This window comes from Streptomyces spiramyceticus (assembly GCF_028807635.1).
Lineage (GTDB): Bacteria > Actinomycetota > Actinomycetes > Streptomycetales > Streptomycetaceae > Streptomyces > Streptomyces spiramyceticus.
The window spans coordinates 3,360,767-3,383,161 of record NZ_JARBAX010000001.1 but is presented as its reverse complement, the minus strand read 5'-3'; the positions used below and the strand labels follow the sequence as shown (position 1 = coordinate 3,383,161).

Here is a 22,395-nt window from a genome sequence, read left to right as displayed (position 1 = left end):
CTCGATCTGCCTGGCCTTGGCATGCCCGGAGCAGTTCCACGGTTGCTTGAATTGCCTACCATTGGGACAGAAGATCAGATATGCGGCTTTTCTGCGATCGCGCAGTGGGGGCGAGGCATACAAAGTGGGTGCACAGGACGTTTTCCGGAGTGACCGAAGGAGATCCGCCGTGGTCAGCGGCCTGGAGCGGCTGGCGGTCATCCCGCTGGAGGCCGCAGAGGCCCGGAACCCGGCGCTGACCGGCGCCAAGGCAGCCAACCTCGCCCGCGCCGCCGCTGCCGGGCTGCCCGTGCTGCCCGGGTTCGCCATCGTCCCCGCAGCCTCGGCGGCACAGTCGGCGGCCGGGGTGCCGCACGGCGAGAGCGCGCTGCACGCGGCGTGGCGGGAGCTGACCGGCGAGGAGGGGCGGGCCCTGGTCGTACGATCCTCCTCGGCGCACGAGGACGCCGCCGACTCCTCCATGGCCGGCCTTTTCGCCTCGGTACTGGATGTGCACGGCTGGGAGAACTTCACGGCCGCGGTGAGCACGGTCCTGGACTCCGCCGCCAGGCGGAGCGGTGAGCCCGCGGAAGCCGGCAGCGTGGGTGAACCGGCCGGCGGCATGGCCGTACTGGTCCAGCCCATGCTGCGCACGGCCGTGGGCGGAGTGATGTTCGGTGCGGACCCGGTGGCGGGCCGCGAGGACCGGATGCTCGTGAGCGTGGTCCAGGGCGGGCCCGATCAGCTGCTGGCCGGTTCGGCGCAGGGCGTGCGGTACCAGCTGACGCGCCACGGCAGACTGGCCGGCGCCGAACCGCGCGAACCCCGCCGCGACCGGCTCCTCGGACGCCGCCGGATCTCCCACCTGGTGCGGCTGGCCCGGCGCGCGGAGCGGGTGTTCGGCGGTCCTCAGGACATGGAGTTCGGCTTCGACACCGACAACCGTCTGTGGCTCTTCCAGGCCCGCCCCATCACCGCCATGACCCTGCGCGCCGCGCGCGGCACCCGGCTGCTCGGGCCCGGCCCGGTCGCCGAGACCTTCCCCGAGGTGCTCCAGCCGCTGGAGGAGGACCTGTGGGTGGCGCCGATGTCCCACGGCCTGACGCTCGCCCTGGACATCGCGGGCACCGCGTCGCGCCGCCGTCTGCGGGAGCTGCCCGTGGTCACGACGGTCGACGGACGGGCGGCGGCCGATCTGCGGCTGCTGGGCGCCATCCCCTCCGCCCATCCCGTCCTCGACTTCATCAACCCCGTCCCCGGGGCCAGGCGGGCGTCCGCGGCCTGGCGGGTGGGGCGCCTCGGCACGGCACTGCCGCTGCTCGCGGTGGACCTGATGGCCGATGTCGACCGCGAGCTGGCGCAGCTGCCGGCGCCGCGCGCGATGCTCTCCGGCCAGATCATGACCGCCCTGACCTGGGGCCGTAACGTCCTGTCGTCGCTGCACGCCCAGGAGTCGCTCGCCGGGTCGCTGCTGGGCCAGGGCAGCGGGGCCACTGCGGTCGGCGAGGCGCTGGCCGTGCTCGCCGAGGGGCGCACCAACGGCACCCCGGACGCGGAGCTGTTGGCCCGCCACCCCGTCCTGCTGTCCCTTCTGCCGCCGTCCCTGGCACGCCCCGCCCAGCCGCCGGAACGTACCGGCTGGACCGGGGCACCGCGCGGCGTCGCGGCTCTGCCGGTCCGTGAAGGGCTGCGGCTGCGCATTCGCTGGGTCCAGGAGATGCAGGCGAGCCTGGTCCGCGAACTGGCGGCCCGGATGGAGGCCGCCGGCCGGCCCGACGCGCTGCGGAAGCTGTCCATGATGCGCTGGCACGAGCTGACCGCCGTACTGGACGGGGCCCCGGCGCCGGCCGATCTCGACGCGCGCCTGCCCCGGCCCGACTCGCCGCCGCTGCCCGCCGCCTTCCGGCTCTCGCCGGAGGGCCGCCCGATCGCCGAGCGTCTCGTCAGCCGCGGTCGCCACCGCGGTCGCGGCGGCGGCCAGGGCGCGGGCGGCGGGTACGGCTACGGCACCGCCTGGCACGGCCACGGCCCCCGGCCCGAACACCCGGTCCTGGTCGTACGGGCCCTCGATCCCGCGCTGGCCACCGAGCTCCCCGACCTGGCCGGGCTGGTTGCCGAGACCGGCAGCGTGCTGTCCCACCTCGCGGTGCTCGCCCGCGAGCACAAGGTGCCCACCGTCGTCGGCGTGCCGGACGCGGTCGAGCGGTTCCCGCAGGGCACCGAGCTGACGGTGGACGGTACGAACGGCTCCGTCGAGCCTGTGCGCGCGGGAGCGGAACAGGACGCGAAGGACGCGGCATGAAGTACGTCAGTTATCTCCTGGGCGGCGCGGCCGCGGTAGGGGCCGGCGCCTACCTCTTCGTCTACCTCTACCGCTGGGAGTGGCAGCGCGCCGTGGTCTGCGGACTGCTGCTGCTCATCGTCGAGATCTTCCTGGTGACCACCGTCCTGCTGTCCCGCCTCAGCCGCCTGGAAAGGCGGCTCGACGAGACCGAGAAACGTGCCGAGGAGGTGCAGCGGCGGCTGGAGCAGGCCCGCGAGGGCGCCCCCGAGCGGTTCCGCTGGCTGGACACCCGGCACCTCGGCGACAGGAGCAACGCCAACGACACCTTCGTCTTCGTACCCGTCCTGATGGCGACGGGTGTCGCTCTCTCCGCCGCCGCGCTGCTCATCCAGAAGATCGCGGGCGCGACAGGCCGGGCCGGGGCCGAGCGGCGGCTGGCGGGCCGCCTCGCCCGGCTCGCCGCCCCGCCCGGCGGTGTACAGGCAGACATCCGCGGCATCGACGAGCGCCCCGCCGTTCCGCCAAGCCGGCCGGTGCGCACGCTCATGAGGACGGCCCTGGCGCTGGCCGTCGCGGTCATGGTCACCCTGCTCACCTTCGTCCTGGCGGACGCGGTCCAGACGCGGCGGGCGCCGCTGCCCGACTCCGCGGCCAGCATGGTCGTCTTCCGCGTCGAGGTGCGCAGCGCCGACACCGGGGTCGCCAGGGACCTGGCCGCACGCGACTTCTGGGAGACGTGCCGCCGGTCCACTGCGGCCGAACCGGAGCACGCGCAGCTGACCAAGCTGGAACACGGGGTGTACGCGGGCGTGGTCAGGCCCGCGCTGCCCGACCACGACCTGCTGCGGCTGCGCGGCTGCCTGATGGACGCCAGCGCGAACCGGGCGCAGGCCGAGGTCCTCGGCGAGGGCCAGGCACCTCCCGTGCCCTAATACCGCCGTCGACACCCGTCGACACCCGTCGAGCCCCCAGCGACACACACCCATAACGACCGATTTGTTAGCTTTGTGCGATAGGTCACAAAGAGAAGTCAGGGCAGGTGAGCGCGGGGTACCGTCATAGGGACATCTCGCCCATTTCCCCCACCCAAGGTGTTGCCTTCCTCCGTGTTGCTTGCCCCGATCTCCCCCCTCTCCCGTACCAGCCCGCTGATTCGCAGGACGGCGAAGATCGTGATCGTCTCCGTACTCGGCTACGTGGCGTTGTGGCTCGTCTCCACACTCGGCATGATCGGCGCTCACGCGCTGGCATCCCAGAAGGAGTCGTCCGGCATCCAGATGTCCGGGATCAAGCACTTCAAGGCCGTCGACGAGCGGCTGTGGCGGGGTTCCGCCCCTGGTGAGGACGGGTACCGCGAGCTCGCGGCCCGTGGTGTGAAGACGGTCGTCGACCTGCGTGCGGAGAAGATGACCGCCGAGCAGCTGGCCGTCCCGCAGAAGGCCGGCCTGAAGGTCGTACGCATGCCGATCCGGGACGGGCAGACGCCCACCAACGAGCAGGTCGCCGCCTTCACCAACACCGTGAAGACGGCGGACGGCCCGGTGTTCGTGCACTGCGGCGCGGGCGTCGGACGTACCGGCTCCATCACCGCCGCATACGCGGTGCGCACCGGAGAAGCGACCTCCATGCAGGCCGCGCTGAACACCCTCGCGGTGGGCCCGCCGTCCATGGAGCAGGTCTGGTACGTCCTCTCGTCCGGCAAGGCCGAGATGACCCAGCCGCCCGCCGCCGTCGAGGCGATCAGCCGCATCTTCGACGCCCCGCGCCGGATCAAGGCCTCGTTCTGACATACCCCGCCTGACGTACCCCGCACTCCCCGATCCGCCGGCCACCCGCCGGCGGATCGGCTGCATGCGGGCGTGTTCTGCACGCAACGCGCAGCTCGTGCCAGGCCGCGCGGTCGGGCCCGGCCGCGCCGGTGAGGCGGTGCGCCGTGGGCGTCCGTACGACGGCCCGGTCAGGAATCCGTCGCCCCGGCGCGGGCGATGAGCAGCGCCACGTCGTCGTGGTCCCCGGGGTGGCGCAGGGAGTGCAGCAGCACGTCACAGGTCTCTTCCAGCGATTCCCGGGGCTCCACGAGGAGGGCCAGGAGCTCGGCCAGGCGTTCGTCGATGGCCTGGTCGCGGGTTTCGACGAGGCCATCGGTGTAGAAGACCAGCTGGTCGCCGTGGCGCAACCTGAAGGTGCTGGTGTGGAAGGAGACGTCGCCGACACCGAGAGGGGCGCCGGTGGGCAGTTCCAGCAGCACGGGGGGCAGGCCGGGGCGTACAAGGGCGGGGGGCAGGTGTCCGGCGCTGGAGATGCGGCACTGGCCGCGGCTGGGGTCGTACACGGCGTAGATGCAGGTGGTGATGGTCTGACCCATACGGTCGGCGATGCGGTCGAGCTGGTGGAGGACCTTGGCGGGGTCGAGGTCGAGTCCGGCCAGCGTGCGGGTGGCGGTGCGCAACTGCCCCATCGTCGCGGCGGCGCCGATGCCGCTGCCCATGACGTCGCCGACGACGAGCGCGGTCTTGTCGCCGGTCAGGGAGACGACGTCGAACCAGTCGCCGCCCACCTCGCTGGCCGCCTGGGCGGGGAGATAGCGGTAGGCGACCTCCAGGCCGGGCCGGACCGGCGGGTGCTGGGGGAGCAGGCTGCGCTGGAGCGTGAGGGCGGTGCTGCGCACCTGCTGGTACCAGCGGGCGTTGTCGATGCATACGGCCGCCCGCGCGGCCAGCTCGCCGGCCAGGAGCTCGTCGTCGGCGTTGAAGGGCTCCGGGTTGCGGGTGCGTTTGAGGTCCAGGGCGCCGAGGACCTCGCCGCGCGCGATCAGCGGTACGGCCAGGTACGAGTGCACGCCCGCGGCAGCCAGCAGTTCGGCCGCCGCTGGGCTGCGGGCGATGCACTGCAGGTCGTCGTCGCTCACACGGGACACCCGGACCGGGCGGCCGGTGTTCACACACTGGGTGACCAGCCGGTCGGCGTCGTACATGGCGACCTCACCGGGCGGATCTGCCGCCCGTACGGCGTCCGTGGGGTACGCGGCGGCCACGGCCAGCGCGCGGAACACTCCGGGCCCCTCATGGGTCGTGGCGCCCGAGCGGCCGTTCAGGATGCTGTCGAGCACGTCCACCGCGGCCACGTCGGCCAGCTCCGGTACGGACACGTCGGCCAGTTCGCGGGCTGTCGTGTCGAGGTCGAGCGTGGTGCCGATGCGGATGGAGGCGTCGGCGACGAGCGCGAGGCGTTGCCGGGCCTGGGCGGCCTCCGTCGCGGCGCGGTACCGCTCGGTGATGTCCACGACCGACGTGGCCACCCCGAGCACCTTCCCGTTCGGCGCCTCCAGCCGGTAGAAGGACACCGACCAGGCGCGCTCCCGGTCCGGGTCGGCCGGGGTGCGCCCGACGGACTCCCTGTCGACGATCGGAGTGCCGGTGGCCAGTACCTCGCCCATCGCCGCCTCGATGGCCTCGGTGTCCAGGAACGGCAGAGCGTCCCGGACACGCCGTCCGACATGCTCGCGGGCGGGCAGGCCGTTGATGCGCTCCAGCGCCGGATTCACGGTGACGAACCGCAGGTCGGTGTCGACGACCGCCAGCCCGATCGGGGACTGCGAGATCAGCCGGGTGGACAGGGCGAGGTCCCGCTCCACCCGCCGCAGAGTCGCCCGGTCGGTGGCCAGCCCCAGGGCGTAGAGGTCCCTCCGGTCGTCCTCCAGCCGCATGTTGCGGAATTCCACCAGCAGCGTGCTGCCGTCCTTGTGGCGCGCGGGAAAGACCCCCGCCCAGTTGCCGTCCTGCCCGGCCATGACCTGAGCGAACATCCGGCGCACCAGATCGAGGTGCTGTTCGTGTACGAGAACCCGCCCCGCGTACTGGCCGAGGGCCTCCTCGGCGGCGTAACCGAACAACTGCTCGGCCTGCGGGCTCCACAGCACGATCCGCCCGTCCGCGTCCAGCACCACAGCGGCCACGTTGAGTACGTCCAACAGGCCACCCGGCTCGGACGCGCTGCTGCCCCTGGGCTGCTCGGGGTCGGTCGCGGCGGGTTCGCCAGCACCCATCCCAGGACCTCCTTCCGCGCGCCCCCACCGCTTGATGCCCGGTGCCTCCCATGGTCTCTCAGCCCTCCGGGTCGCGCTTGCCTTACGGCCCCCTGACGTGTCGCGCTTGCCAGCCGTCCCGTGACGCGCCGCGCAGGCCTTACGTTCCTGTGACGTGACACCCCGGCAGCGGGCCCGCCCCCTCCCCCAGCACTTAGCGTGACGCCCATGCGCGTACTGGTCACCGGCGGAGCCGGGTTCATCGGGTCACACATCGTCGACGCACTCACCTCGCGCGGCCACGAAGCGGTTGTGCTCGACGCGCTGCTGCCCTCGGCCCACGGCGGGGACCGCCCCCCGCCCCCGGCGGGCGCACAGCTGATCGTGGCGGACGTACGGGACCGGGATGCGGTCGCCGCGGTCCTGCGCGGCGTCGACGCCGTCTGCCACCAGGCGGCGATGGTCGGCCTCGGCAAGGACTTCGCGGACGCGCCGGAGTACGTCGGCTGCAACGACCTCGGGACCGCGGTGCTCCTCGCCGCGATGGCCGACGCCGGGGTGCGCGAGCTGGCGCTCGCCGGTTCGATGGTGGTCTACGGCGAGGGCCGCTACGACTGCCCCCGTCACGGGCGGGTCCGGCCGGGCCCCCGCGCGGTGGCCGATCTGGACGCGGGCCGGTTCGAGCCGCAATGTCCGTCCTGCGGCGCCGAGTTGACGCCGGTTCTCGTTGCCGAGGACGCGCCCGCCGACCCTCGTAATGTCTACGCCGCCACCAAACTCGCCCAGGAGCATCTCGCCTCCGCCTGGGCACGTGCCACGGGCGGGCGCGCGGTGTCGCTGCGCTACCACAACGTGTACGGCCCCGGGATGCCCCGCGACACCCCGTACGCCGGCGTCGCCTCCTTCTTCCGCTCCGCCCTGGCCCGCGGCGAGGCGCCCCAGGTCTTCGAAGACGGGGGCCAGCGGCGGGACTTCGTACACGTACGGGACGTGGCGGCGGCCAATGCGGCGGTTCTGGAGGCGCTGCCGGGGCGCGGACCCGGCAGCTTCGCGGCGTACAACACCGGGAGCGGCGAGCCCCACACCATCGGCGAGATGGCCGCCGCACTGGCCGCCGCGCACGGGGGCCCGGCGCCGGTGGTCACCGGCGAGTACCGGCTCGGGGACGTACGGCACGTGACGGCGGACTCCCGCAGGCTGCGCAACGAGCTGGGCTGGCAGCCGGAAGTCGGATTCGCCGAAGGCATGGCGGAGTTCGCCACGGCACCGCTGCGAGACCGGTCCCGCCCCGCCACCACCGGAGGGCAGGGCGATGTCCAGGTTTCGTGAGGCGTCCACGTTTCGTAAGGATTGGAAGTCCGAAATGCCGGATTCTGCTCCGTAGGGTGAACGGCGTGACACCAACCCACGGCCCTCGCGCCGACGTCGTCCTCCCCTGCCTGGACGAGGTCGCGGCGCTGCCCAGCGTGCTGGCCCGCATCCCGGACGGCTGGCGCGCGATCGTCGTCGACAACGGCTCCACGGACGGATCGGCGGAGCTCGCCCGCTCGCTCGGAGCCACCGTCGTCCACGAGCCCCGGCGGGGATTCGGGGCGGCCTGTCACGCGGGGCTGCTCGCCGCCGACGCCGAGTACGTATGTTTCTGCGACTGCGACGGCTCCCTCGACCCGGCGCAGCTTCCCGATCTCGTACGCCAAGTCGCCGACGGGCAGAGCGACTTGGCGCTCGGCCGACGCCGCCCACAGGGACGCGGCGCCTGGCCGCTGCACGCCCGGGCCGGGAATCTCGCCCTCGCGCGCATGCTGCGCCACCGCACCGGACTGCGCCTGCACGACCTCGGCCCGATGCGGGCCGCACGCCGCGCGGACCTGCTGGCACTCGGCCTCACCGACCGCCGCAGCGGCTACCCGCTGGAGATGGTCGTCCGCGCGGCGGACGCCGGACTGCGGGTCACGGAAACCGACGTCCCGTACCGGCCGCGTACCGGAAAGTCCAAGGTCACCGGCACCTGGCAGGGCACCTGGCACGCCGTGCGCGACATGCGGGCGATACTGCGGCAGCCCCCGGCGCCGCGGACGCGGGTGCCCCGATGACCGCCGCCCGCAGCTCCCCCGACGGGCCGACGACCCTGCTGGTCATCGCCAAGGAACCGGTCCCCGGCCGGGTCAAGACCCGGCTGACCCCGCCCTTCACCCCCGCCCAGGCCGCGCTCCTCGCCGAAGCCGCGCTCAGCGACACACTGCGGACCGTGCTCACCCTGCCCGCCCTGCGCCGCGCCGTCGTACTCGACGGGCAGCCGGGTCCCTGGCTGCCGCCCGGCATCGACGTCGTACGGCAGAGCGCGGGCGGCCTCGACGAACGGCTCGCCGCGGCGTTCGGCGCCTGCGAAGGCCCCGTACTCCTCATCGGCATGGACACTCCGCAGGTCAGCCACGCCCTCCTCGCCGCCGCCCTCGCCCCGTTCGCCTGGCACGGCTGCGACGCGTGGTTCGGCCCCGCCGACGACGGCGGGTTCTGGGCACTCGGCCTGGCAGCGCCGGACCCCGGCCTCCTGCGCGGCGTACCCATGTCCGTGCCCGAGACCGGCGCCGTACAGCGCGGGCGCCTGGTCGACGCCGGACTGACCGTGCGCGACCTGCCGACGCTGCGCGACGTGGACACGGCGGCCGATGCCGCGTACGTCGCCGCCGCCGCGCCGCACGGGCGGTTCGCCGCGACCTACGCCCGGCTGACCCGGACCGCGGCCGACCGGGCGGACCTGTGAGTACGACCCTGCCGCCGCCCGCCGGGGGCAACGCCGCCGCCTGGGGCACGGGCCCGTACGGCCCGTACGCCAACGCCCTGCGCAACGGCCACGGCCCGCTGTTCCTGCGCCGTACGGACGGCTGGCTGCTGCCCCTGGACGTCGAGCGCTGGTGCGCGGGCGCCGACGCCGCCGACCTGTCGGCGCTGCGCCGCTGCGAAGGAGCCGTTCTGGACATCGGGTGCGGCCCGGGCCGGCTGGTCGCCGCGCTGGCCGCCCGGGGGCAGCGCGCGCTCGGCATCGACGTCAGCGACGCGGCCGTAGAGCGGACACGGCGGCTCGGCGGCGCTGCCCTGCGGCGTTCCGTCTTCGATCCGCTGCCCGGAGAGGGCAGTTGGGGTACGGCGCTGCTCGTCGACGGCAACATCGGCATAGGCGGCGACCCGCGCGCACTCCTCCTGCGGACCACGGCCCTGCTCGCCCCCGGCGGGCTGCTCATCGCGGAGAGCGCACCGCTGGACATCGACGAGCGCGTACGGGTCCAGGTGGACGACGGACGCGTGACGGCCGACGGCACGGCGAACGGCACAGCCACCGCGGCACCCTTCCCCTGGGCCCGCCTGGGCACCCGTGCGCTGCTGCGGTACGCCCGTCCGCTCGGCTGGCACCCGGTCGATCAGTGGGAGGCGGGCGGGCGGCCCTTCGTGGCACTGCGCCGAAACCTCAGCGCCCAGCTGAGCGCCCAGCTCTGCGCCGAGACCTCAGCGCCCTGCCGAACAGCCACACGGCCGACACCGCGAACAACGCGGCCGTGATGAGCAGCCAGTGCCCCAGGAACGGATCGGCGGACAGTCCGGCCGCGGGCCGGTAGCGCTCCGCCTGACGAGTGATCAGGGGGAACCACACCAGCAGGAGCAGCCCGGACAGCAGGGCCGGTACGCGAACGAAGTTGATCAGGTGCGGCTCCGCCCCCAGGGACCTGCGTACGGCCAGATCCACCGACGCGTACAGCGGCAGCAGCACCACGTCGTGCACCAGCGCCGCACCGACGAACCACGCGGCGATCGCGAGCGTGTCGCCCTCCAGCAGCCGTACGCCCGCGTGCGCGGCCAGCGCGAAGGTGATGACCAGCAGCAGGAATTGCAGCGGCCCTTCCCCGTACCAGCGCCTCATGCGCCTCATCAGCCTCATGACACTTCTCCGAAGCCCAGACGCTCGACCCACTTGGTGTTGAGCACCCCGGGCGCGGCCGGGACGATGATCCGCGCCGGATACCCGTGGTCGGGCGACAGATCCTCGCCGTTGACCGCGAGCGCCAGCAACGACCGCGGATCGCGCACCTGGTTGTCGCGCAGTGCCCCCACGCGGAAGGCCCCACGGCGCTGAAAGGACTCCACCAGGACACCGGGCGGCCGGTCCTCGGGGTATCCCGCGAGCGCGGCGAGGTCCTTCAGGCGCACACCGCGCCACCACTGGTCCGAGGTCGACCAGCCCTCGACGCACGCGATCGGCAGCGCCGCGCTGTGCTGGGCCATTGCGAGGAGCTGCGCCCGGGAGAGGCGGACGGTACCGGCGGGTCCGGTGACGGTCAGCCGCCAGTCGTCGCCCAGGTCGGCCGATGAGATGCCCACGGCGGCGGCCGTCTTGTTGATCTGGAACCCGTTGGGCCCGGACGCGGGATCGCCACCGCCGTGCGGCGTGAGCAGCGCGGTCCGGCGCAGCGGCCCGTCGAAGCTCCGTCCGGCCGATGTGGCCAGCAGGAGGAGCGACCCGGCGCCCACGACGGCGAGTGCGCCGCGCCGGGAGATGGTCGGGGCGTCGGGGGCCGGGGACGCGAGCTCGTCGTCTTTCTCGTCGTCGTCTTTCTCGTCGTCCTTGGTGATGCCGCGTTCGCGCAGGACCCGTACGGCCTTCGGCAGGCGCAGACCCACATGGGTGATGACCGCGGCGAAGAACACCCAGGCCCCGTAGAAATGCAACCGGTAGAAGGAGCCGGGGAAGATGTACTCCAGCTGGATGTTGAGCAGGCCCGTAATGAACTGGAACAGCGCGCCGCCCACCAGCAGCAGCAACGACACCCGCTCCAGCGCGCGCCCCACGGACCGCGCGGGAGGCAGCACGTACAGCTTCGGGATCACCGACCACAGCTTCGCCAGCAGCACAGGCACGAGCGCGATGCCGACGGTGACGTGCAGGCCCTGCGTCAGGCGGTACAGCCAGTGGGGGTCGGTCGGCCAGGCGAAGAGGTAGAAGCCCAGCAGGCCCTTGTCGGGGGTCTTGTCGTTGGCGGGTGAGAGGTCCGGGTTGTACGCGGCGTACGAGAGCAGGCCGGTCACGAACATGAGCGTGAGCCCGACCAGCAGGACGATGCCGAGCACGGCCGTGAACCGGGTGCCGCGCACAGGGCTGCGCCAGAAACCGGGTGCGGAGGGGAGGTGTTCCAGGAAGCGTCTGTCGCCCATGGCCCGACGTTATGCCCGCACCACCGGCCGGAACGGCGTACGACTCATGACGAAACGCTGACGTCGTACCGCCGGACAGCCCGAAACACCTCCCGCCTGCATACCGTGCCCGCGTGCTGAGTTTCCCCGGGGTCCGACCCCCGGACCCCCGAGAATCCGACGGACAACGCACCGGCCGCCGCCGGGATCTGGCCGCGGCCGCCATCGCTGTCCTGTTCGTCACGGCGGCGGTGCTCGTAGGCCGCGCGATCCAGAACGCCGACCACACCCTCTTCGTCAACTGGCCGCCGCTGCTCGCCTCCTGGGACCCCCACCTCGGCCCCGGGACCCCGGCCGCGCTCGCCGTCGCCGTCGCCGTCGTCGCGTACGGACCGGTCCTCGCCACGCGCCTGCCCTGGCGGGCGCTGCTGCTCACCGCATGGGGGGCGTCCCTCACCTGGACCTTCTCGCTGGCGCTCGTCGACGGCTGGCAGCGGGGCGTCGCGGGCAGGCTCGCCACCCGGCACGAGTACCTCCGGGTCATCGACAGATTCGACGACATCGGCGCGGCCCTGACCGGCTTCGACCAGCACATCCTGATCGACTCACCGGACAACTGGCCCGCCCACGTCGCGGGCCACCCGCCGGGCGCCGTCCTCACCTTCGTCGGCCTCGACCGCATCGGCCTGGGCGGCGGCGCCTGGGCGGGCGTGTGGTGCATCGTGCTCGGCGCCTCCGCCGTGGCCGCCGTCCTGGTCACCCTCCGGACACTCGCCGACGGACACACAGCGCGCCGCGCCGCCCCCTTCCTCGTCCTGGCCCCGGCCGCGGTGTGGACCGGCACGTCGGCGGACGGCTACTTCGCCGCGGTCGCCGCCTGGTCCGTCGCGTTCCTGGCCGTGGCGGCGACCCGGACGGCGCGGCCCCCCGCCGCCTTCATCGCCGGGCTCCTCTTCGGCCTCGCCTGCTACCTCTCGTACGGTCTGACCCTCGTCGCGGTCCCGCTCCTCGCCGTACTCCTGATCGCCCGCACCGCCCGCCCGCTCCCGCTGCTGCTGGCGGGCGCCCTCGTCGTGCCGGTGGCCTTCACGCTCGCGGGGTTCAACTGGTGGGAGGCGTACCGGCTGCTGGTCGAGCGCTACCACCAAGGCGCGGGCGGCGTACGCCCGTACTCCTACTGGATCTGGGCGAACCTCGCCGCCACCACGTTCGCCGTCGGCCTCGCCACGGTCGCCGGCCTGCGCCGCGCCCTGGCCGCCGCGCCCGCCGCCGTACGCGGACTGCGCACCACAGCGGCGTCGCCCACGCACCGCCTGGTCGTCCTCACCCTGGCCGCACTCCTGGCCGTGGCCGTCGCCGACCTGTCCGGGATGAGCAAGGCCGAGACGGAACGGATCTGGCTGCCCTTCACCCTCTGGCTGCTCCCTGCCGCGGCGCTGCTGCCCACGGACAGCCGCCGGGGCTGGCTGACGGCGCAGGCCGCCGTGGCCCTCCTGACCAACCACCTGCTGCACACAGGCTGGTGAAAGCCCGCGTCAGACACCGATGCCGAACTCGCGGGCGCGTATCCCGGCCTGGAAGCGCGACGTGGCCCCGAGCATCGTCATCAGCTCGGCGACCCGCCTGCGGTAGGTGCGCAGCGACATGCCGAGCTGCCGCGACGCCGTCTCGTCGGTGTGTCCGGCGCTGAGCATCCGCAGGATCTCGCGGGCCTGTTCGTTGAGTACGGGCGGACGCGTGCGCCGGAATTCGGCCAATTCTGCGGTCGGCCACAACGGCGGTCAACGGAAGTCGACGCGGCAGCGGGCGCAACGCCTGTCCTGACCCGGCAGCGGGAGGGCGGCGGCCCGGCCCTGACCGCCGCCCTCCCGTCCTGCGCGCCCCCGTAGGCGTCAGGCGTCGGCCATCTCGGGCATCTCGCCCACCGTCGTCTTCATGTCGATCACCGCGAACGCGGCGCCCTCCGGGTCCGTGAGCGCCGCGAACCGGCCGAACGGGCTGTCCATCGGCCCGAACTGCAGCGCCCCGCCGCGCTGGGTCGCCTTGGCCACCGCGTCGTCGCAGTTGTCGACGGTGAAGTAGATCTGGATGTACGACGGGATCTCCGGCGGGAATTCGTCCGTCATCGTCATCCGCCCCAGGACGGGCTTGTCGCCGACGTTGAAGACCTTGAAGTCGATCACGTCGTCCGCCATCCGCTGCGCGCGGTACGGGAAGACAGCGGGGAGGAACCTGTCCACCTTGTCCGGGTCGCGAGTGAAGACCTCCGCCCAGGCGAACGCGCCCGGCTCGCCGCGCTTCTCGAAGCCCTCGTGCTGCGCGGCCTGCCAGACGCCGAATGTGGCACCGCCCGGGTCCTTCGCGAGCAGCATGGAGCCGAAGTCGCCGACCTGCATCGGATCCATCAGCACCTGCCCCCCGTTGTCACGGATCTTCGCGGCCGTGGCGGCGGCGTCCGGCGAGGCGAAGTACAGGCACCACGCCGCCGGGGCGTCCTGCCCCGGCATCGGCGGGGTGACGGCGGCCACCGCCTTGCCGCCCGAGTACGCCTGTGTGTAGTTGCCGTACTCCGGCGCGCTCTCACCGAAGGTCCAGCCGAGCACGTCGCCGTAGAAGCTCTTGGCCCTCTCCACATCGGTGAACATCGCGTCGGCCCAGCACGGTGTGCCCTCTGGTTGCACGGCCATGGCTTCGCTCTCTCTCCTGCTCGACGATTGGTCCGGTTTGTCACGCTAGCCAGTCACCGGCCGCCCCGCGCGGGAAGCACGCCCCAATGGGCTGTCCACGTAAGGGCTATTGACGAGTCTCCCGATTGGGCCGACCGGGTGACTGCTCGGCCGCGCGCAATCTCCTGGCAATTAAGGTCCCGGTCTATGACCTCACCCCAGAGCCGCGAAAATCGTCTTGATCAAAGCAACTTGGGCACCATTTCCGTGATGGCCTGGGTCGGCGAACACGTCGATGACGGACGCGACATGGCTTTCCTGCTCGCCTATTCCCTCGGCGACGGAGCGGCCGGCCCCGAGGCCGCCGGGGAAGCGGTCCGTCACCTCCTCACACAGTCCGGCCTGCCCATCGGCGGCGGCGTGGTCGACGGCTCCCGGTCCAGCCTGCCGATGACGGTCCTCATCGAGGACGGCAGCGCGTCCCTCTCCACGCCGTACCTCAATGCGCGGTGCCTCGTCCCCGAGCAGTGGACCACCGCGGCGCGCAAGCGCGATCACGTGTACTTCATGTTCACGACCCGCCCGTGGCCGCAGGGGGCGCCGGGTGTGGCCGTCGCCGAAGAGGATCTGAAGGCCTTCCTCTGCGACGAGGCGACCATCGCCGCCTCCGCGCACTGCCTGCTGCCGGTGAGCACTCCGCGTACGTGACCACGTCGCTTCAGCGACCGCCCGCGGCACCGGCAACAACCCGCAGGCCCCAACCCTCAGGCCCCGCAGAATGACTTCCTTCTGCGGGGCCTGAGGGTTTCACATGCGCGGGAGCGGCTGGTCTCCCCGGCTGATCGGCGAGCGGGCCCGGGGTCAACGCCAGGAGGAACTGCGGTGATCCGAGAGGCCGCCGAGACTGTGTCAGCCGCTATGAACAACTTCTCGCCGCGGCGTTGGTTATCCCGCCTCACCCATTTGGCGCCGGAAACAGATCGGCAGGCATTAGAAAGCTTTCCGGTCTATCCATCCGGGTGCACGGGGCGCAGGAAGAGCTGATCTTCGTGGTGCGAAGCCGGAATGCACATGCGGGAGGCCGGTGTGCACGCCGCGTTGCGTGCACACCGGCCTCCCGACCGTACTGCGGGCGCCCTGCCGGGCCGGCTCCCTCAGCGTCCGATGGGCATCCCGCCGACCATCGGAACGACCTTGCTGGCGCCTACAGTGCCTTTCACGGGCTTCGTCGACTTGCCCTTCGTCGACTTGCCCTTCGTCGGCTTGCCCTTGGCTTGATCGAAGTTCTGGGTGGTTCCGGTCGCGGTGTGCAGGAGCGGGTCCGCGACGGGGCTGTTGAGGGGCTGAGCGCTCAGGTCGCCGGCCAGTTGCTTGACGCCCTGCGTGCTCAGGCTGACGGAGTCGCCGGAAGCCACGGCCGGAGACACCGCCCCCGCGGCCGCACCCGCAGCAATCATCGAAACGGCAAGGGTTGAGGCTGCGTTCATGTACTTCATCCTAATAATCCCTCTTCAGGCTGGGCGTAATCCTCGACCGACGAATTCCGTGACACTTTGGCGCTGTTCTTCGATGTCACCGACATCAGGCCTAACGAAAACCTGGGCGCAGGGAAACTGAGACCGTACGCCCTTCTTGGCGATTCACTCGGATGCCGGGTTTAAATTCAGGGCTCGTCGCAGCACCGATGGAGCGGGATCCGAAGACCCCGCTCCATCGAAATGCGTCAGCCGGCCCCGGTCGCTCAGGTCCGCTTCGACCGGCCGCGACGGGCCATCAGCACACCACCGGCCACGAGGGCCACACTGACCGCACCGGCGGCAGCGAGCTCGTCGGAACCGGTGTCCGCCATCTGGGGCTGGGGCGCGGGCGGCTGGGCGGCCCGAGGCGCCTCGGCCGGGACCTCCGCGACCGGCTTCGCGGCCGGGACCTCCGCGGGCATCTCGGTCTTGGGCTTTACCGGCTTCGGCTTGGCCTTGTCCTTGGGCGGCTTGGTCTCGTCACACGGCTTTTCTTTGTTCTTGTTGTCCTTCTTGTTGTCCTTCGGCTCCTCGTCGCTCATCCAGTCGTCGCCCATCCAGTCGTCGGTCGGCCACTCCGCGTCCGGCCACTCGGCGGTCGGCAGCTCGTCCGCAGGCCGCTCGCGGCCCGGAGTTCCCCCCTTCGGCTGCTCCTTCCCCGGCTTGGCCACAGGCTTCTGGCCGGGCGTCGGCTGCTTCTCGGGCTTGGCCACAGGCTTCTGGCCGGCCGGCGGCTGCTTCTCGGGCTTCGCCTTGGGGTCGTCGTGGCCGACGGCGCAGTTGTTGCCACCCAGGTCGAGGGGGCCGCAGCCGTTCACCGGCACCTCGACCGGAACCTTGACCTCGTCGCCGGGCAGCAGGCCCACAGGCGCGGTCGAGGCCTCACCGGCGGTCCCGGCATCCGCGTGGGCGTAACCGCCGGTCAGGGCGAGGATCCCGGATGCAGCCGCCGCAGCGAGCACGCTTCTGTTCAAAACCTGTCGCATCTTGCCGTTCCCTGTCTTTCATGCTCGGAGGAATGCGCATGGCGTGCGCCCAGCGCCAACTGGGGTCCAATGGGGTCCCATTGCTGAGCGGTTCAGACTGGGAACAGCCACGTCCTTCGCGCTGCACGAGTCCGTTCTCCACACCCATAGCGTCGGCGTCGGAATCGGTAACGATCTGATTCCACCGAGGAAACGAGGGAAATGAGGTTGCCTTTTCACCATCACCCGAATGCCCTAGGGGAATTCAAGTAAATATGCCCGGTCCTCGCCTATTGGGAGGACCGGGCAATTCTTCTGTCGTCTTGTCAGACAGGCCACGCGCACACCGCGGGCGGCTACGCGTCCGGCAGCTTGGGCTGCACCGGGGGCTGCTTCGGCATCTTGGGCAGGCCGTCGAGGTCCGCAGGCGGGAGGCCGCTGCCCACGAGGATGCTGGAGATCACGTTGACGAGGCCGGTGAGCACGGACTTGATGTCCGACGCCACGACCGCCGGCTCACCGGCTGTCGCCGACTTCAGCAGCCCGTCGGCCCTGACCTTCAGGTCGGTGATCGCCTTCGCCTTGAGGTCCGCACCCGCGTCCGCGGAACTGTCGGCCGGCGCGGCCTTCTCCAGGCTCTTCAGGGCCTCGTCTATCGCCTTCTTGTGGGTGGCGGCATCGGCCTCCGGCAGCTTCTCGCCGTGCCCCAGGACGGCCTTGAGCAGGCCCGTGACCGGCTTCAGCACCGTGACGATGCTCTGCACAGCGCCCGTCAGGGAATTGAGCGCATCGGCGTTCGGAATCGGAGCCTCTTCCGCGGAAGAGCCTTCCGGGTGAGGCGCTGCCGGTGCCGCCGCAGCGGCACTGGTCGGGCCGAACGCCAGGGCCCCGCATATCACCGAGGAAACGACGAGGCCGACTGACCGGGAAACACGCATACGAAGATCCTTACGTGAGGGTCCTGAGGGGAGTGGTACACGGCCACCGTGCCGCCGCTGCCCACCCTCCGCAACTTTTCCACCACGTACCGTCACGCGCGCGGTGCGCGTCAGCCTCAGCGGGCCCCGGCCGGCTCGGGGTACCAGCGGCCGTCGCGCTGGTGCGCCAGACGGTGGGCGGCCAGCCCGTCCACGTGCCGGGAGATGGTGGCCGGCTGGTAGCCCACGACGGCGCTCAGCTCGTCGATGCTCATGCCGGTGTCCGCACGGGATTTGAGCTGCTGCCACGTGCGTTCGGCGGGGCGGCCGATGCCACCCTCGGAGACGGACCTGAATGCGGTCCCGGTGTCGGGTACGGCGGCGGCCTGGGCCGTAACCGACCTGGTGACCGGGCGCGGAGTGCGGTTGACCTGGCGGTGCCGTCGGCCTTTTTGCTTACGGCGCTTCTGCCTCGGCATGGACTGCTCCGTCCGTAGAAGTAGTGAATGAAGTGAATGGAGTGAATGAGGGAGATGGGAAGTGCTCCTGCGGGATCGCAGGAGCACCTCGTGCGCTACGTCGCCGGGGCTCGGGCTCAGCCGATGGGGAGTCCGCCGACCCGGCCGGTCAGGTCCGCCGAAGCGGCGGTTGCGCAAGTTTCTCCAGCCTTTGGGTGAAATGTGACCGACAAAGACGCAACGAGGCGGCTCCGACACTGGTCACGCCGTCCGGGCAGCCGCCGACGGTGAATCAGGTGAATCAGGTGAATCAGTCGAAGGGTGCGGTGAGCGCCTGGGTCTGATGCGGAACCGGGCTCAGGTAGTCGGCCGGAGTCAGCGGCCGGTCGGTGAAGAACCGCAGAGCCAGGTCGGCCACCTCCTCGGCCTTTTCCAGCACGACCCAGTGGTCGGCGTCCCGGATGGTGGTGAAGCGGCTCCCCTCGATGGTCGCCGCGAAGGCCCGTTGCCGCTCCGCCGACGTCACCGTGTCGTGCTCCCCGGTGAAGACCAGCGCCGGCACCCCGGACAGCCCGCCGGAGAAGTCCGGCCGGTCGCCGAGCGAGCGGTACACGGAGTCCGCGGCGTGCGGCGAGTGCACGACCGCGTGGGCCATGGACCGCTTGACGTACCGGTAGGCGAGGTCCCTCCGGGCCACGTACCGCTTCGGATCGAGGCACATCAGCGCGTCCGTCACCATCGTCGCGAAGCCGTCGGTGTCACCGGCGGCCAGCCGGTCGGTGGCCCGCTGCCAGTGGGCCCGCTGCTCGTCCGAGATGTGCGTGGGTACGCCGCCGAGGACCAGCCGGGCGATCCGCCGGGGGGCGTTCTGGGCGCAGTGGAAGGCGAGCGCGGCGCCGTACGAGAAGCCGAAGAGGTTGACGCGCGGTACGTCGAGATCGTCGATGATCCGGGTGACGGCGTCGCACAGGATCTCCGCGCTCGGGCCCGGCGGCAGCGGCGCCCCGCTGCCCATGCCCGGCAGGTCCGCGGTCACGACGGCCGCCACGGGGCCCAGCCGGCCCTCCACCTGGGGCCAGCCGAGCATTCCTTGCAGGGCGCCGCCGAGGACCACGACCGGTTCGGTGACGGGGTCGGTACTCCGCAACACCCGATAGGCGTAGCGCAACCCGTGCACCGACAGGGATCGGATGGTTTCCTCAGGCATGCGCCATTCCTTCTCGCTAGCTACGTACGGGTGAGGACGAGAGCCGCGTTGTGGCCGCCGAAGCCGAGCGATGTCTTGACAGCGCAGTCGAACGTCGCAGGCCGCGCGGCCTTGCTGACCACCTCGACCGGGATCTGCGGGTCGAGCGAGTCCAAGTTGGCTGTCGGTGGGACAAGTTGGTGCTGGAGGGCGAGAACGGTGAGGGCTGTCTCGATTCCCCCGGCCGCACCCAGGGTGTGGCCCGTCATCGCCTTGGTCGACGTGACGAGGGGGTGGGAGCCGAGCGTCCTGTGCAGGACCGTTGCCTCGATCAGGTCGTTGACCACGGTGGATGTGCCATGTGCGTTGACGTGGCCGATGTCGGACGCGCTGACGTCCGCGTCCGACATCGCGGTACGCAGCGCGCTCTCGATGCCCCTGCCCTCGGGGTCGGGTGCGACGGGGGCGTACGCGTCGCTGGACGCCCCGTAGCCCGCGATGCCCGCCCGGATGCGGGCGCCGCGCGCCCTGGCGTGCTCCGGCCGCTCCATGACGAGGAGGCCCGAGCCTTCGCCCACGACGAAGCCGTCCCGGTCCGCGTCGAACGGGCGGCAGGCCGCGGCGGGGTTCTCCCTGCGCGTGGACACCGCCCTCATCTGGCAGGCGCTGGCGATGATCAGCCTCGAACAGACCGACTCGGCGCCGCCGGCGATGGCGATGTCGCAGACCCCGGCTCGCAGCAACTGATGTGCGGTGCCGATGGCGAGGGTGCCCGACGAACACGCAGTGGAGACCGCGAAGCTCGGTCCGCGGGCGCCGAGGTCCATGCAGACGCTGCTGGCCGCGCCGTTGACGACGGTCAGCGGGGCGAGTTTGGGGGAGACCCGGCGCGGGCCCTTCGCCGCCAGGACAGCGTGCTGCTCGTCGTAGAAGGGCAGGCCTCCATGGGCGGACCCGATGATGACGGCGACCCTGCTGCCGTCCCAGACCGAAGTGTCGAGGCCCGCGTCCGCGACAGCTTCGCGGGCGGCCAGCACGGCGAGTTGGGAGAACCGGTCCATCAGCCGCTGGGTCGCCACCCCAAGGAGAAGCGCGGTGTCCAGACCGTCGATGGAGTACATGAAGTCGCAGGCCAGACCGTCGAGTTCCGGCTGGCGACGCACAGATGTGGCGGCGGCGCTCTCGGTGACTCCGCGCCACGCCTCGGCGGCTCCGACACCTGCGGCGGTGACCAGGCCGAGGCCCGTCACCGCTGCGGTGAAGGGCGTCTGCGTCGGCCGCATCACCCGAGAATCTTGCTGTGTACGAGATCCACGAGCTGGCCGACGGTGTTCCGCGAGGTCAGCGCGGCGTCCTCCAGGTCGATTTCCAGTTGATCCTCGATGAGGATGCGGAATTCTTCCAGGGCGAGCGAATCCATACGCAATTCATAGAGTGGGATTTCGGGGCGAACGGCAGCAGGATCAACCCCGAATTTCTTCACCATCAGCGCGCTGACCACTTCTGTCGCGCTCGTACTCGCCGTACTCGCCACGTGTCGCCTCCGAGTTCGTACACGATGTCGCCCACCTTTATACGCGCCCGCCCGGAAGGGCCCTTACAACGTTCGCTCAATGTAATGAGGTATAGCGTGTGCGTACGGGAATGAGCGTGTTCGGCGCGTTCCGTGCATTCAGTCGGCTCATGCGATCAATGCACGTGCGGACCGCCGCTCATCTGTGGTGTGCCACGGGGTACGAGCGCGAGGGCGACCAGCGCGCTTGCGGCCGCGGCGACGGCGCAGACGGTGAATGCGTCGGTGAAGCCGCCACCGGATCCGCCGCCCCCGAACCCGCCCTCGATGCCGGACGCGGCGACCGTGGACACGACCGCCACGCCGATCGAACCGCCCACCTCGTGGAAGGTGTTGACGACTCCGGAGGCGAGGCCCGACTCATGGGGGTCGATCATGCCGAGCGCGGTCGTGGTGGCCGTGACGAACACCGCGCCGATGCCCAGGGACGCGACGACGAATCCGGGGAGCAGCCCGGCGTACACGCTGCTGTCGGCGGAGAGCCGGGTCAGGGGGACGGTTCCGGCGGCCGCGATCACCATGCCGCCGACGGCGGTCGTACGGCTGCCGATCCGCCCGACGAGCTGCGACCCGAGATGCGCGCCGATGCCGACGGCCACGGCCACCGGCAGGAACACCAGGCCGGTCCGCAGGGGGCTGAAGCCGCGTGCGTGCTGCAGGTAGACCGACCCGAGGAAGAAGAACGCGATCAGCAGCGCCGTGGCGATCAGCATCAGGAACGCGCCCGCCAGGACCGGCCGCCGGGTGAACATCCGCAGGTCCATCAGCGGTGCGCTGCTTGCCCGTTCGACCGCCGCGAAGGCCGCGTACAGCGCCACCGCGCCGACGAGGGGCAGCAGGGTCGCGCCGGCGCCCCAGCCGTCGTCGCCCGCCTCGACCAGCCCGTAGATGAGCGATGCGGTGCCCGCGGTGACCAGGAGTGCGCCGGGGAAGTCGAGGCGGGCGGGCTGCGGGGTGCGCGCCGGGACGAGGGTGGGGACGGCGGCCAGAAGCAGGACGCCGACCGGCACGTTGACGTAGAAGACCCACTGCCAGCCGGGCCCGTCGGTCAGCGCGCCGCCGAGCAGTACGCCTGCCGCCGAACCGATGCCGCCGATCGCGGCCCATGCGCCGAGGGCCTTGTTGCGCTCGGCGCCGTGGAAGGTGGTGGTGACGAGGGAGAGGGCGGCCGGAGACAGCAGCGCGGCGCCGACGCCCTGGGCGATACGGCCGCCGAGCAGCATGGGGGCCGTTTCGGCGAGCCCGGTGGCGAGCGAGGCGGCGGTGAAGACCGCGAGCCCGGCGACGAGCGTGCGTCGGGCACCGAGCGCGTCGGCGAGCCGGCCGCCGAGGAGCATGAGCCCGCCGAAGCAGAGGGTGTACGCCGTGACGACCCAGGTCAGGGTCGCGCGTCCGAGGTCGAGGTCGGCCGCCATGTCGGGCAGAGCGACGTTCACGACGGTGACGTCGAGGATGAGCATGAACTGCGCGACGCAGACGAGTACGAGCATCGCCCAGCGGCGCGGTGTGGCGGGTGGGTGGTCGTGGTGGTGGTGTTCCGCCGGATGAGTTGTCGAAGACATGGATCACTTCCAGGGCAGCGTGAGGAGCAGCGGTCAGTTCCTTCAACTGAACTGTACGGCCCAGTACACTTGAACTCAAC

The 22,395-nt window shown here is 71.5% G+C and carries 22 protein-coding genes; 9 read left to right on the top strand and 13 right to left on the bottom strand.

The features are described 5' to 3' along the window. Window positions 1-169 precede the first annotated feature (169 nt). From PXH83_RS15290 to PXH83_RS15280, 3 genes are all read left to right on the top strand, one after another. Complete coding sequence (locus PXH83_RS15290; RefSeq protein WP_274560773.1) at window positions 170-2,281, top strand: PEP/pyruvate-binding domain-containing protein; 2,112 nt, start codon at window positions 170-172, stop codon at window positions 2,279-2,281. Continuing rightward, a complete protein-coding gene (locus PXH83_RS15285) occupies window positions 2,278-3,195 on the top strand; it encodes a hypothetical protein (RefSeq protein ID WP_274560772.1) in 918 nt (305 codons plus the stop codon). Before PXH83_RS15290 ends, PXH83_RS15285 begins: the two co-directional genes overlap by 4 nt. A gap of 174 nt (window positions 3,196-3,369) precedes the next feature. Next, window positions 3,370-4,050: a fused DSP-PTPase phosphatase/NAD kinase-like protein gene (locus PXH83_RS15280; RefSeq protein ID WP_274560771.1), complete on the top strand. Its 681-nt coding sequence runs from the start codon at window positions 3,370-3,372 to the stop codon at window positions 4,048-4,050. A 170-nt stretch (window positions 4,051-4,220) separates the two neighbouring features. On the opposite strand, the gene PXH83_RS15275 is transcribed toward PXH83_RS15280, so the two are convergent. Then, window positions 4,221-6,308 (bottom strand): SpoIIE family protein phosphatase, encoded by a 2,088-nt coding sequence (locus PXH83_RS15275; RefSeq protein ID WP_274560770.1) that lies wholly within the window; start codon window positions 6,306-6,308, stop codon window positions 4,221-4,223. 207 nt (window positions 6,309-6,515) lie between these two features. Here PXH83_RS15275 and PXH83_RS15270 point away from each other — a divergent pair, with 207 nt between their 5' ends. From PXH83_RS15270 to PXH83_RS15255, 4 genes are all read left to right on the top strand, one after another. Further along, on the top strand, window positions 6,516-7,616 hold the full coding sequence (locus PXH83_RS15270) for an NAD-dependent epimerase/dehydratase family protein (RefSeq protein WP_274560769.1): 1,101 nt from the start codon (window positions 6,516-6,518) through the stop codon (window positions 7,614-7,616). A gap of 65 nt (window positions 7,617-7,681) precedes the next feature. Then, window positions 7,682-8,380: a glycosyltransferase family 2 protein gene (locus tag PXH83_RS15265; RefSeq protein ID WP_274560768.1), complete on the top strand. Its 699-nt coding sequence runs from the start codon at window positions 7,682-7,684 to the stop codon at window positions 8,378-8,380. Continuing rightward, the gene (locus tag PXH83_RS15260; RefSeq protein ID WP_274560767.1) at window positions 8,377-9,051 is read left to right on the top strand and encodes a TIGR04282 family arsenosugar biosynthesis glycosyltransferase; all 675 of its coding nucleotides are present in this window, start codon (window positions 8,377-8,379) and stop codon (window positions 9,049-9,051) included. Before PXH83_RS15265 ends, PXH83_RS15260 begins: the two co-directional genes overlap by 4 nt. Next, complete coding sequence (locus tag PXH83_RS15255) at window positions 9,048-9,845, top strand: class I SAM-dependent methyltransferase (RefSeq protein WP_274560766.1); 798 nt, start codon at window positions 9,048-9,050, stop codon at window positions 9,843-9,845. The genes PXH83_RS15260 and PXH83_RS15255 overlap by 4 nt, the downstream gene beginning before the upstream one ends. Here the strand turns inward: PXH83_RS15255 and PXH83_RS15250 are convergent. Beyond that, window positions 9,754-10,221, bottom strand: coding sequence for a hypothetical protein (locus PXH83_RS15250; RefSeq protein ID WP_420803171.1), 468 nt, complete (start codon window positions 10,219-10,221; stop codon window positions 9,754-9,756). The genes PXH83_RS15255 and PXH83_RS15250 overlap by 92 nt on opposite strands. Beyond that, complete coding sequence (locus tag PXH83_RS15245; protein WP_274560764.1) at window positions 10,218-11,492, bottom strand: molybdopterin-dependent oxidoreductase; 1,275 nt, start codon at window positions 11,490-11,492, stop codon at window positions 10,218-10,220. Before PXH83_RS15245 ends, PXH83_RS15250 begins: the two co-directional genes overlap by 4 nt. Before the next feature lie 116 nt (window positions 11,493-11,608). Here PXH83_RS15245 and PXH83_RS15240 point away from each other — a divergent pair, with 116 nt between their 5' ends. After that, on the top strand, window positions 11,609-12,997 hold the full coding sequence (locus tag PXH83_RS15240) for a hypothetical protein (protein WP_274562836.1): 1,389 nt from the start codon (window positions 11,609-11,611) through the stop codon (window positions 12,995-12,997). Window positions 12,998-13,006: 9 nt separating this feature from the next. On the opposite strand, the gene PXH83_RS15235 is transcribed toward PXH83_RS15240, so the two are convergent. Beyond that, entirely contained in the window at window positions 13,007-13,228 is a 222-nt protein-coding gene (locus PXH83_RS15235) for a LuxR C-terminal-related transcriptional regulator (protein ID WP_274560762.1), read from the bottom strand. 135 nt (window positions 13,229-13,363) lie between these two features. Beyond that, window positions 13,364-14,158 (bottom strand): VOC family protein, encoded by a 795-nt coding sequence (locus PXH83_RS15230; protein ID WP_274560761.1) that lies wholly within the window; start codon window positions 14,156-14,158, stop codon window positions 13,364-13,366. 186 nt (window positions 14,159-14,344) lie between these two features. Between PXH83_RS15230 and PXH83_RS15225 the strand changes: the two genes are divergently transcribed. Then, complete coding sequence (locus PXH83_RS15225) at window positions 14,345-14,845, top strand: DUF5949 family protein (RefSeq protein ID WP_274560760.1); 501 nt, start codon at window positions 14,345-14,347, stop codon at window positions 14,843-14,845. Between the two features lie 446 nt (window positions 14,846-15,291). On the opposite strand, the gene PXH83_RS15220 is transcribed toward PXH83_RS15225, so the two are convergent. The 8 genes from PXH83_RS15220 to PXH83_RS15185 all read right to left on the bottom strand — a co-directional run bounded on the left by PXH83_RS15220 (window position 15,292) and on the right by PXH83_RS15185 (window position 22,315). After that, complete coding sequence (locus PXH83_RS15220; protein ID WP_274560759.1) at window positions 15,292-15,624, bottom strand: hypothetical protein; 333 nt, start codon at window positions 15,622-15,624, stop codon at window positions 15,292-15,294. Window positions 15,625-15,878: 254 nt separating this feature from the next. Further along, window positions 15,879-16,640 carry a chaplin family protein gene (locus PXH83_RS15215; protein ID WP_274560758.1) on the bottom strand — a complete coding sequence of 254 codons (762 nt, stop codon included), beginning with the start codon at window positions 16,638-16,640 and terminating at the stop codon, window positions 15,879-15,881. Between the two features lie 335 nt (window positions 16,641-16,975). Continuing rightward, window positions 16,976-17,383 carry a hypothetical protein gene (locus tag PXH83_RS15210; protein WP_274560757.1) on the bottom strand — a complete coding sequence of 136 codons (408 nt, stop codon included), beginning with the start codon at window positions 17,381-17,383 and terminating at the stop codon, window positions 16,976-16,978. A 290-nt stretch (window positions 17,384-17,673) separates the two neighbouring features. Further along, the gene (locus PXH83_RS15205; protein ID WP_274560756.1) at window positions 17,674-18,015 is read right to left on the bottom strand and encodes a hypothetical protein; all 342 of its coding nucleotides are present in this window, start codon (window positions 18,013-18,015) and stop codon (window positions 17,674-17,676) included. A 289-nt stretch (window positions 18,016-18,304) separates the two neighbouring features. Next, window positions 18,305-19,201 carry an alpha/beta fold hydrolase gene (locus PXH83_RS15200; RefSeq protein WP_274560755.1) on the bottom strand — a complete coding sequence of 299 codons (897 nt, stop codon included), beginning with the start codon at window positions 19,199-19,201 and terminating at the stop codon, window positions 18,305-18,307. 20 nt (window positions 19,202-19,221) lie between these two features. Next, window positions 19,222-20,463 (bottom strand): beta-ketoacyl-[acyl-carrier-protein] synthase family protein, encoded by a 1,242-nt coding sequence (locus tag PXH83_RS15195; protein ID WP_274560754.1) that lies wholly within the window; start codon window positions 20,461-20,463, stop codon window positions 19,222-19,224. Beyond that, complete coding sequence (locus PXH83_RS15190) at window positions 20,463-20,681, bottom strand: acyl carrier protein (protein WP_274560753.1); 219 nt, start codon at window positions 20,679-20,681, stop codon at window positions 20,463-20,465. The genes PXH83_RS15195 and PXH83_RS15190 overlap by 1 nt, the downstream gene beginning before the upstream one ends. Before the next feature lie 188 nt (window positions 20,682-20,869). Continuing rightward, window positions 20,870-22,315, bottom strand: a complete 1,446-nt coding sequence (locus tag PXH83_RS15185; protein WP_274560752.1) for an MFS transporter — start codon at window positions 22,313-22,315, stop codon at window positions 20,870-20,872. Window positions 22,316-22,395 lie beyond the last annotated feature (80 nt).